The organism is Sphingomonas sp. (genome assembly GCF_036731925.1).
In the GTDB taxonomy this organism is placed as follows: domain Bacteria; phylum Pseudomonadota; class Alphaproteobacteria; order Sphingomonadales; family Sphingomonadaceae; genus Sphingomonas.
Map to the genome: position 1 here is coordinate 56,528 of NZ_DAINDJ010000006.1, position 10,330 is coordinate 66,857.

Genomic DNA, 10,330 nt, shown 5'->3' on the forward strand with positions numbered 1-10,330 from the left:
TTTTCTGGGGAGCAGCCTATGCTGGATCGGCACGCGGCACAACGCCGTCAATCGTTCGCCATCGCCTCCAATATAGCCTCGATCCGGGCCAGCCGGGCAGCCGGGTCTTCGATCCGCTCCGCGAGCAGCAGGCGATCGCCCTTGGCGGTGAGCCCCGCGCGCGCGCCATCGCCTGCGAAATCGGCGCGGGGGGTGAAGGCGATCGCCGCCGGCCCGGCATCGATCCGGGCAATCCCCAGCGCCAGCGCCTGGGCACGGACCCGCGCGACGGCGAGCAGCGTCGCCGCCGCTTCAGGCAACGCGCCGAAGCGATCCTCGAGCTCCGCCTCGAGCGCGTCGATCGCCCCGCCGTCGCCGGCGCGGGCCAGGCGGACATAGAAGCCGACGCGCAGTTCCTCATCGGGGATCCAGGTCTCAGGAAGGCCGCCCTGCAGCCCCAGATGGAGTTCTGGCGCCCAGCGCTCCACGGTCTCGCCGCGCGCGGTGCGCAGCGCTGCCTCCAGTAGGTGCTGGTAGAGGTCCACGCCGATCAGCTTCATGTGGCCGGCCTGCGCCTCGCCGAGCAGGTCGCCGGCGCCGCGCATGTCGAGGTCCTGCGCGCTGATCGCGAAGCCCGCGCCAAGTCGATCGAACGCCTCCAGCGTGCGGAGGCGTTTCAGCGTGCGGGGGCTGATGGGCTTGTCCGGCTCGGTGAGCAGCAGCACCTGGCCCCGCCGGCTGCCGCGCCCCACCCGTCCGCGCAGCTGGTGCAGCTGACTCAGGCCAAAGCGATCGGCGCGGTAGAGCACCATGGTGTTGGCACGCGGCACGTCCAATCCCGCCTCGATGATATTGGTGGCCAGCAGCACGTCGCCGTCGCCGCGGCCGAAGCGTACCATCGCCTCGTCGATCTCCGCAGCCGGCATCTTGCCGTGCGCCTGGAGCAGCGCGAGTTCCGGCACCAGCCTGGCGATCTTCTCAGCGAGGGGCGCCATGTCCTCGATGCGCGGCACGACGACGAAGCTCTGCCCGCCGCGGCTCCGCTCGCGCAGCAGCGCGGCACGGACCATCCGCTCGTCGAAGCTGCCCACGGCGGTGCGGATCGGCTGGCGGCGGGCGGGGGGCGTGGCGATGACGGAAAGGTGCTGGATGCCGACCAGCGCCGCCTGCAGCGTCCGGGGAATCGGCGTGGCGCTCAACGTCAGTACATGGCCCGCACCGAGGGTGCGCAGCTTCTCCTTGTCGGCGGCGCCGAACCGCTGTTCCTCGTCGATGATGACGAGCGCGAGCCGGTCGTAGGTGACGCCCTTGCCAGCGACCGCACCCGTGCCGATCACGACCTGGATCGATCCGTCGGCGAGCCCTGCCTTCACCCGCTTCTTCTCCGCCGCGCTGGAGAGGCGGGAGAGGCCGGCGACCGCGATACCGCTGTCTTCAAATCGCTCGCCAAAGGTCTCCAGATGCTGGCGCGCGAGGACGGTCGTCGGCGCGGCGATGGCGACCTGATGGCCGGCCAGTGCCGCGAGAGCGGCCGCGCGGAGCGCCACCTCGGTCTTGCCGAAGCCGACATCGCCGATCACCAGCCGGTCCATCGGCGTGCCGGCGGCGAGATCGCCGCGCACCGCCTCGATCGCGCGCGCCTGGTCGCGCGTCTCGCTGTACGGAAATCCTGCGACGAACCGCTCATAGGCCGCGGTGTCCGGCGCGAGCACCGGCGCCGTTCGCGCCATCCGCGCTTCGGCGAGCGCGATCATCCCCCGCGCTGTTTCCGCGATGGCGAGGTCGATCGCACCGCGGCGCTTCTGCCAGCTTGAGCCGTCCAGCTTGTCGAGCGCCACGGCGTCGGCATCGCCGCCGTAGCGCCACAGCCGGTCGGCCTCTGCCACGGGCACCAGCCGCACCCCGCCATCGGCATAGGCAAGGGCGATGGCGTCGCCGCCCGCCTCGTCGTCGCCCGGCATGGGAGCGAGGCCGGTCACAACGGCGATGCCGTGATCTTCGTGAACTACCAAGTCCCCCAGCCGGATTTCAGTCTGTCCGAACAGGCTGGTATCGGCAGCCCCGGTCTGGGCCGTATCGCGCTCGGCGCGGCTGCCGAGCAGATCCGCGGCAGCAACGGCAACGATACCGTCGCGCCGGAAGCCGCGATCCACCGGCGCCTCCAGCAGCGCCGCGGTGCCCGGCGGCCGGCGCCGGAGTTCGGTCCAGCTTGTGACATCGGCGAGATCCATCTTCAGCACGCTGGCGACACGGCTGCGCAGGAAGCGCAGATCCCGCGCGCTGCCGACCAGGACGAGCCGCTCCCCCGCTGCGGCCACGTCGCGTGCGACACGGGCGAAGGCGCGGAGCGGACTGCGTCCTTCGATGAAGCGGGGCGGGGGATCGCCGGCAGGCTCGAGGGCCAGGGGCGTATGCGCGCTAACGGTCGCTTGCCACTGGGCGCTGTCGATCACGTCGCGCAGGGCCCGCCCCGGGCGGCGGCGTCGGGAATCGGCGGCAAGCGCGAGGAACCGCTTGCGTCGGTCCTCCGCAGCGGGCTCGATCGCGAGCAGCGCGCCCGGAAGATGCGTCGGCAGCGGCACGCCATCCGCACCGAGCGGTGGCTCGGCAACGCGACCGAGTTCCTGCACCTCGCAATCGCGGGTCGTCCGCTGGGTGCCGGGGTCGTAGCTGCGCAGCGCGATGACCCTGCCCTCGGCCACCTCCACGCGGCGAGGCGCTTCGGCATCGGCGGGGTAGACATCGAGAACCTGCCCGCGCAGCGCGACCTCGCCCGGTTCGTCGACGCGCTCGTCCTCGATATAGCCGGCCTCGACGAGCGCCGTGAACAGCGCCGCGAGATCGACGGCCTCGCCCATCGCAACGCGCGGCGGCGCTGCGTCAAAGGCCTGCGGCAGCGGGTAGAGGCGCGCGAGCGCCTCGCCGGTGGTGATGCAGGCGATCCGTTGGCGGTCCTTCTGGTCCTTCTCCGCCTGCGCCAGATACAGCCGGCGAAGGGCTGCGACTCGCTCGCCGACATTGGCAGGCGACGCGGGCGCGGCATCCCCGGGCAGCGCGTCGCTACCCGGGCAGAAGACGACCATCGCCTCCGGCGCGAGCGCCGCCAGCGCCCGGGCGATCGCGATGGCGCGCGGCTCGTCGCCGGCGGCGAACAGCAGATCGTCGGACCCGAGCGTCTCGGCGAGCAGCGCGGCGACGTCACCCGCTGGCAAGGCATGGGGCGCCGGGGTGGGCGCGATCGCGCGCGCAACGGGATCGCGAGGAGAAGCCATGTTGGAGAGCCTTTGGAACGAGCGAGCTACCGCTAACGAGCGGTCTGCTCCCCCGTTCCCGCGCGGGATGGGAGGGGCCCGCGCGGCTCCCGCGCATCGCGCGCCGCTCCGATGCGCCTTTCCGTCGCCAGGAAAATGTGCACTCCTTCGCGCGGGCCTTGCGTGCGAGCAGGATACCGTATACGAAATCATCCAACCCTTTGGAGGATCGTGTTCCTATGACTGCAGCCAAGACGCTCTGGACTGGCGTCTATCCCGCGGCGACCACCCAGTTCGCCGAGGACCTTTCGGTCGATCTCGCAGCGACCCAGCGCGTGCAGACCGCGCTGGTCGACGACGGGGTCGACGGCCTGATCCTGCTCGGCACATGCGGCGAGAACAACTCGCTCGAGCCCGACGAGAAGCGCCTGGTGCTGCGTGCCGGCGTGGAGGCGGTCGGCCGTCGCGTGCCGCTGGTGGCAGGCGTTTCGGAATTCACCACCGCGCGCGCAATCGAATATGCGCGCGACGCCGAGAAGATCGGCATCGATGCGCTGATGCTGCTCCCCGCCATGGTCTATGTGCCGACCGCCGAGGAACTGGAGGCGCATTTCCGCGCCGTTGCCGCGGCGACCTCGCTCCCGATCATGCTGTACAACAACCCGCCGGCCTATCGCGTGTCGATCGATACCGAGACGCTGGACCGGCTCACCGATGTGAAGAACATCGTAGCCGTGAAGGAAAGCGCGCCCGATCCGCGCCGCTTCACCGATCTCTTCAACCGCTATGGCGATCGCTACACGTTGATGGCAGGGCTGGACGACGTCGCGCTGGAAGGGCTGTTCCTCGGCGCTTCGGGTTGGGTTTCGGGCCTCACCAGCGCCTTCCCGGAAGAGTCGGTCCGGCTTGTCGCGGCGTTCAACGAGGGCCGGTATGACGAGGCGCGCGAGATCTACCGCTGGTTCATGCCGCTCCTCCACCTTGATGCCGAGCATGATCTGGTGCAGTCGATCAAGCTTGCCGAGCAGATCATGGGCCGCGGCAACGAGGGGGTCCGCATGCCGCGCCTGCCGCTTTCGGGCGAACGCCGCGCGCAGGTGATCCGCTGGGTCGAGGAAGCTGCGGCAACCCGCCCCAGCCAGCGCGCATCAAAGGCAGCCTGAACCCCCATGCGCCACACCTTCTTCTGCATCGACGGCCATACTGCAGGCAATCCGGTGCGGTTGGTGGCGGGCGGGGCACCGCTGCTCAAGGGCGGCGACATGCTGGCGCGGCGCGCGGACTTCGTCGAGCGGTTCGACTGGATCCGCACGGGCCTGTGCTTCGAGCCGCGCGGGCATGACATGATGTCGGGCGGGTTCCTCTACCCGCCCACCCGCGAGGACGCCGATTGCGGTATCCTGTTCATCGAAACCTCCGGATGCCTGCCGATGTGCGGCCACGGCACCATCGGCATGGTCACCTTCGGCCTGGAACACGGCCTGATCACGCCGCGCACGCCGGGGCAGCTGCGCATCGAGGTGCCCGCGGGCGTGATCGACATCGCCTATGGCACGGAGGGCGATCGGGTGCGCTGGGTGCGGATCCGCAACGTGCCTGCCTATGTCGCGGCGACGGGAATCGAAATCGACGTGCCGGGCTTCGGCCCGCTGGTGGTCGATGTCTCCTATGGCGGCAACTATTATGCGATCATCGAGCCACAGGGCCCCTATACCGGGCTGGACGATCTCGGGGCGTCGCGGATCGTCGAACTCAGCCGCACGATCCGCGAATTGATGCGCGCGGCCGTGGAGCCGGTGCATCCGCTCGACGACCGGATCCGCGGGGTCAGCCACGTCCTCTGGGCGGACAAGCCCAAGGGGGAAGGGGCGGATGGCCGCAACGCGGTATTCTATGGCGAGCGCGCGATCGATCGCAGCCCGTGCGGCACCGGCACCTCGGCGCGGCTTGCGCATCTCGAGCAGCAGGGCTGCCTCCAGGTCGGCGACCGCTTCGTGCACGAAAGCTATATCGGCAGCCGGTTCATCGGCCGGGTCGAGGAAGCGGTGATGGTGGGCGACCGGCCCGGCATCATCCCCTCAATCGAAGGCTCGGCGATCGCGACGGGCTTCAACACCATCTGGATCGATCGCGAAGACCCGTTCTGGGCCGGCTTCTCGGTCGTCTGATCACAACGCAAACTGGGGGACGCATGGGATTTTGGGGACCGATCAAGCCGATCGAACGCAGCACGGGCCATAGCGAGCATCGGCTGCGCCCCACGCTTTCCTGGCCGCACCTGATCGCGCTGGGAGTCGGCGCCATCGTCGGCACCGGCATCTATACGCTGACCGGCGTCGGCGCCGAACGGGCCGGGCCCGCGGTAGTCCTGGCCTTCGTGATCGCCGGCGCGGTGTGCGCCTGCGCCGCGCTCGCCTATGCCGAGCTGGCGACCATGATCCCGGCGGCCGGCAGCGCCTATACCTACAGCTATTCGGTGCTGGGCGAGACGATCGCCTGGGTGGTCGGCTGGAGCCTGATCCTCGAATATTCGCTCGCCTGTTCGGCAGTGGCGGTGGGCTGGTCGGGATATCTGGTCGGCTGGCTGCAATCGGCGGGGGTGCACCTGCCCGCGATGCTTCTCCAGGGGCCGCATGCCGGCGGGCTCGTCAACCTGCCTGCGGTGCTCGTCTCCTTCGCCATTGCCGGCATGCTGATGCTCGGTACGCGCGAAAGCGCGACGCTCAACATCGTGCTGGTCGTGATCAAGCTGGTCGCGCTCGCCGTGTTCGTCGCACTGGCGCTGCCCGGCTTCGACGCCGCCAACTTCCACCCCTTCATGCCGCACGGCTTCGCCAGCCATGCCGAGGGGGCCGCGACGCGCGGGGTGATGGCCGCGGCCGCCATCGTGTTCTTCGCCTTTTACGGCTTCGACGCAGTCGCCACCTCCGCCGAGGAAGCGAAGAAGCCGGGCCGCGACCTGACCATCGGCATCGTTGGTTCGATGGCGCTGTGCACCACCATCTACATCCTGGTGGCGGTCGCCGCGGTGGGCGCGATGTCCACCGCCACGCTCGGCAATTCGCCCGAGCCGCTCGCGCTGGTGCTGCGCACGCTCGGCCACCCCTTCGCTGCCTGGGCGATCGCCGCCGCCGCGCTGGTCGCGCTACCCTCGGTCATCCTGGTGATGATGTACGGCCAGAGCCGCATCTTCTTCGTGATGGCGCGGGACGGGCTGTTGCCGCGCGCACTCGCCAAGGTTTCGCCGCGCACCGGAGCGCCGGTGCTGGTCACGGGCATCACCGGGCTGTTCGTGGCGGCCGTCGCCGGCTTCCTGCGGCTCGACGAAATCGCCGAACTCGCCAATGCGGGCACGCTGATCGCATTCATCGCGGTGGGCGTCTGCATGATGCTGCTGCGCCGCCGCGCGCCCGATGCGCCGCGCATCTTCCGCTGCCCGCAGCCTTATCTGGTCGGCACGCTGGCGGTGCTGGGCTGCCTCTATCTGCTCTTTTCGCTGCCCGAGAAGACGCTGGTCCGCTTCGCGCTCTGGAACGTCGCGGGCCTCGCCGTTTATTTCCTCTACGGCCGCGCCCGCAGCGTGCTGGCGCGGCGCTGAGAGTCAGCCGTTCAGCTGGCGGCGCAGATCGGTGAGCGTACCTTCGATATGGGCGCGGGCGAGCGCGCGGGCGCGATCGGCGTCGCCGCTTTCCCACGCGGTCATCAGCTCGGCATGTTCGAGATGCGCGCGATCCTCGCGGCCGGCGGGTTCGAGATGCTTGTGGACGTAGCGCTCGGCGAGGATCTGGAGCCGTTCGACCAGCTGGGTGGTGAGCAGCCGTCCGCCGGGGCGGACCATCGCGATGTGGAACTCGCGATTACGGGCGGCGACCTCGTCGAGATGCTCGGCCGCCGCCACGTCGAGCGCAGCCAGCGCCTCGCGCGCCGCAGCACGGTCGGCATCGGTGGCGGAAAGGGCGCCGGCGGCGACTGCATCCGGCTCGATCGCCAGGCGCAGCGCGAAGATTTCCTCCGCCTCGCCCGAGGACATGGCGCGGACGAAATAGCCGCGGTTCGCCTGGCCGACGAGCAACCCTTCCTGCTCGAGCCGCGCCAGCGCCTCCCGCAGCGGAATCTTGCTCACACCCAGCTGGTTGGCGAGCGCGTCCTGCCGGATCGCCTGATCCACCGGCAGCTTGCCGGAGACGATCTGCTCGCGGACGATCGTGAAGATCTGTTCCGACAGCGTGCGGACGACGATGCTCATGCGGCAGGACTTTCCTTGGTACGGTCACGGATAAGGAGGCCATGGTTCCCGCGCCATGGGCAAGCTTCAATGGGCGCACACGACCTGAAAATACCGTATACCTCTATCTCAATCTGGGCAAGGCGAACTTGATGCAGCGCAACATGGTGGTGATCGGCGGTGGCGTGGTCGGGCTGGCGAGCGCACTGGCGCTTGCACGGGCCGGCTGGTCGGTGCGGCTGGTCGACGACGATCTGCAGCGCAGCGCCGCCTCCTGGGGCAATGCCGGCCATATCGCCATCGAGCAGGTCGAGCCGCTTGCCTCCTGGGCAACCCTGCGCAGCCTGCCGCGCCGCTGGTTCGGCGCGGGCGGGGCGGTATCGCTGCCGCCCGCGGCATGGCGCCACTGGCTACCCTTCGGCCTGCGCCTGCTCGGCGCCGCGCGACCGGGCCGGTTCGCGCGCGGGCGAGCGGCGCTGTCGGGCCTGCTCGGCGAGGCGATGCCCGCGTGGCGGCGGTTGAGCGCCAGCCTCGATGCGCCGGACCTGCTGCGTGAGCAGGGCCATATCGTGGCATGGGGAAGCGCTGCGGCGGCGGAAGCAGGGCGCCGCTCCTGGGCGGCTGCCGATATCGGCACCGCGGCTTTCCGGGACGCGACGCCTGCCGAGCTTCACCAGTTGCCAGGCACTCCGCGCGCGGGCGCAATCCGGTTTACCAATACCGCGCAGGTCGTCGATCTGGGCGCGCTCGATCGCGCGCTGCGCGCGGCGCTGCTCGCAGCCGGCGGCACGATCCTCTCCGGCCGCGCCACGCTGGCGCTGGCGGCGAGGGAGGCGCGGCTGACCGTCGACGGTACCGCGGTGCCGCATGTCGGCCAGCTGCTCGTCACCGCCGGCGTTGCTTCGGGGCGGCTGCTGGCGCCGCTCGGGCATCGCGTTCCGATCATCGCGGAGCGCGGCTATCATATCCGCGCGACCGATCATGACTGGCCCGCCGATCTGCCGCCTTTGGTGTTCGAGGATCGCTCGATGATCGTCACCCGCTATGCCGGTTGCGTGCAGGCGGCGAGCTTCGTCGAGTTCGCCGGCATCGACACGCCTCCGGATCCGGCGAAGTGGGAGCGGCTGGAAGCGCATGTCGCAGCACTTGGCCTGCCGCTTCGGCCGCCTTTCACGCGCTGGACGGGGGCGCGGCCGACCCTCCCCGATTATCTCCCGGCGATCGGGCGGAGCGCGCGGGCGGAGAACCTGCTTTACGCCTTCGGCCATCAGCATCTCGGGCTCACCCTAGCCGCCGTGACCGGGGAGAGCGTCGTCGCACTGGCGGAAGATCGCGCGTCCGCGATCGACCTCGCCCCCTTCGACCTGCAACGGTTCAACGCATGAGGAAGACAGCATGACCATCGGCGGATCCACCGCGGAAATCGAACTCGCCGCGCTCGCCCCCTGGGCCGATCGCGCGCCGGCCATCACGCTTGCCGAGCGCCGCGATCGCCTCGCGCGCGTGCGCGCGGCAATAGAGGGGATGGGTGCGCAGGCGCTGCTGGTGAACGCCGGGATGTCGCTGCGCTATTTCGCCGGCGTGCCCTGGGGCGCGACCGAGCGGCTGGTCGCGATGCTGCTGCCCCTCCACGGCGAGCCGATCATGATTTGCCCGCGCTTCGAGCTCGGCTCGCTCACTGCCGACATGGCGTTCGATGCCGACATGCGACTGTGGGAGGAAGACGAGGATCCCTTCGCCCTGGTTGCGGGCGCGCTGGGCGGCGTCGCCACGCTGGCGATCGATCCGGCACTCCCGTTCCAGATGGCCGAGCGCCTGCGCCGCGCCGCGCCGAACGTCACCCTGGTCGACGGCGCCGCTGCGATCGACGGCTGCCGGATGCGCAAGTCGCCCGCGGAGATCGCGCTGATGCAGCAGGCGAAGAACATGACGCTGGCGGTGCACCACGCCGCCGCCCGGATCCTCGCGCCCGGGATCACCACCGGCGCGGTCAAGCGCTTCATCGACGAGGCCCATCGTGCGCTCGGCGCCGCAGGCTCTACCTTCTGCATCGTCCAGTTCGGCCACGCGACCGCCTTCCCCCACGGCCTTCCCGGCGATCAGGCGCTGGAGGAGGGGCAGCTGGTGCTGATCGATACCGGCTGCACCGTCGAAGGCTACCACTCGGACATCACGCGAACCTATGCCTTTGGCCGGGTGTCGGACGAGGAACAGGCGATCTGGTCACTGGAGAAGGAAGCCCAGGCAGCCGCCTTCGATGCCGCCCGGCTGGGCGTGCCGTGCGAACAGGTCGACGCCTCGGCGCGCGCGGTGCTCGAGAAGGCGGGGCTGGGGCCGGACTATCGCCTGCCGGGCCTGCCGCACCGCACCGGCCACGGTATCGGCCTGTCGATCCACGAGCCGGCCTATCTCGTGCGGGGGGACCGAACCCCGCTGGACGTGGGGATGTGCTTCTCGAACGAGCCGATGATCGTTGTGCCCGATCGCTTCGGCATCCGACTGGAAGACCATTTCCACATGACCGAGTCGGGCCCGCGCTGGTTCACCGAGCCGCAAATGGCGATCGACCGGCTCGCCTGAGACCCGATTCTTCGATTTTCGGGCGTGATTCGGCGGCGATTCGGTGTGATTCGGCGCACATAGGTCATCAAATGGTCATGCGCGCCGCTGCCGAGAAGGTAGCAAAACCGCGGTTTTCTGCGGCTTTCCGCGGTGATGCAGGAGGAAACGACACAAAATTGCAAAACGGTGTTGACGGGTGGGGGTGTCCCGCATAGAAGCCACTCCACCGACGCGGTGCTCTTCAACGGAACGGCGCTTCGGTCACCGAAATTCAGGCGCAGCGGCCGCCCCGGAAAAAGGGGAAAGGCGCAGC

Annotated in this window: 7 protein-coding genes; 5 read left to right on the top strand and 2 right to left on the bottom strand. The window is 69.7% G+C overall.

Annotation, left to right across the window (positions count from 1 at the left end; all coding sequences use genetic code 11):
• Nucleotides 1-47: 47 nt before the first annotated feature.
• Nucleotides 48-3,251: a helicase-related protein gene (locus V7E00_RS19935; RefSeq protein WP_333574347.1), complete on the bottom strand. Its 3,204-nt coding sequence runs from the start codon at nucleotides 3,249-3,251 to the stop codon at nucleotides 48-50.
• Between the two features lie 218 nt (nucleotides 3,252-3,469).
• On the opposite strand from V7E00_RS19935, the gene V7E00_RS19940 reads away from it, so the two are divergent.
• From V7E00_RS19940 to V7E00_RS19950, 3 genes are read left to right on the top strand one after another with little or no spacing between them, the layout of a single operon-like run.
• On the top strand, nucleotides 3,470-4,393 hold the full coding sequence (locus V7E00_RS19940; protein WP_333574348.1) for a dihydrodipicolinate synthase family protein: 924 nt from the start codon (nucleotides 3,470-3,472) through the stop codon (nucleotides 4,391-4,393).
• A gap of 6 nt (nucleotides 4,394-4,399) precedes the next feature.
• Nucleotides 4,400-5,398 (top strand): 4-hydroxyproline epimerase, encoded by a 999-nt coding sequence (locus V7E00_RS19945; RefSeq protein ID WP_333574349.1) that lies wholly within the window; start codon nucleotides 4,400-4,402, stop codon nucleotides 5,396-5,398.
• A gap of 23 nt (nucleotides 5,399-5,421) precedes the next feature.
• Nucleotides 5,422-6,828, top strand: coding sequence for an amino acid permease (locus V7E00_RS19950; protein ID WP_333574350.1), 1,407 nt, complete (start codon nucleotides 5,422-5,424; stop codon nucleotides 6,826-6,828).
• 3 nt (nucleotides 6,829-6,831) lie between these two features.
• Here the strand turns inward: V7E00_RS19950 and V7E00_RS19955 are convergent, their stop codons facing one another.
• Nucleotides 6,832-7,476, bottom strand: coding sequence for a GntR family transcriptional regulator (locus V7E00_RS19955; RefSeq protein WP_333574351.1), 645 nt, complete (start codon nucleotides 7,474-7,476; stop codon nucleotides 6,832-6,834).
• Nucleotides 7,477-7,607: 131 nt separating this feature from the next.
• On the opposite strand from V7E00_RS19955, the gene V7E00_RS19960 reads away from it, so the two are divergent.
• Nucleotides 7,608-8,840: an NAD(P)/FAD-dependent oxidoreductase gene (locus V7E00_RS19960; protein WP_333574352.1), complete on the top strand. Its 1,233-nt coding sequence runs from the start codon at nucleotides 7,608-7,610 to the stop codon at nucleotides 8,838-8,840.
• Between the two features lie 10 nt (nucleotides 8,841-8,850).
• The gene (locus V7E00_RS19965) at nucleotides 8,851-10,035 is read left to right on the top strand and encodes a M24 family metallopeptidase (RefSeq protein WP_333574353.1); all 1,185 of its coding nucleotides are present in this window, start codon (nucleotides 8,851-8,853) and stop codon (nucleotides 10,033-10,035) included.
• Nucleotides 10,036-10,330 lie beyond the last annotated feature (295 nt).

Coding starts and splice junctions, on each gene's coding strand:
- V7E00_RS19935 (WP_333574347.1), bottom strand. CDS start 3,251: ATGGCTTCTCCTCGCGATCCCGTTGCGCGCGCGATCGCGCCCACCCCG.
- V7E00_RS19940 (WP_333574348.1), top strand. CDS start 3,470: ATGACTGCAGCCAAGACGCTCTGGACTGGCGTCTATCCCGCGGCGACC.
- V7E00_RS19945 (WP_333574349.1), top strand. CDS start 4,400: ATGCGCCACACCTTCTTCTGCATCGACGGCCATACTGCAGGCAATCCG.
- V7E00_RS19950 (WP_333574350.1), top strand. CDS start 5,422: ATGGGATTTTGGGGACCGATCAAGCCGATCGAACGCAGCACGGGCCAT.
- V7E00_RS19955 (WP_333574351.1), bottom strand. CDS start 7,476: ATGAGCATCGTCGTCCGCACGCTGTCGGAACAGATCTTCACGATCGTC.
- V7E00_RS19960 (WP_333574352.1), top strand. CDS start 7,608: ATGCAGCGCAACATGGTGGTGATCGGCGGTGGCGTGGTCGGGCTGGCG.
- V7E00_RS19965 (WP_333574353.1), top strand. CDS start 8,851: ATGACCATCGGCGGATCCACCGCGGAAATCGAACTCGCCGCGCTCGCC.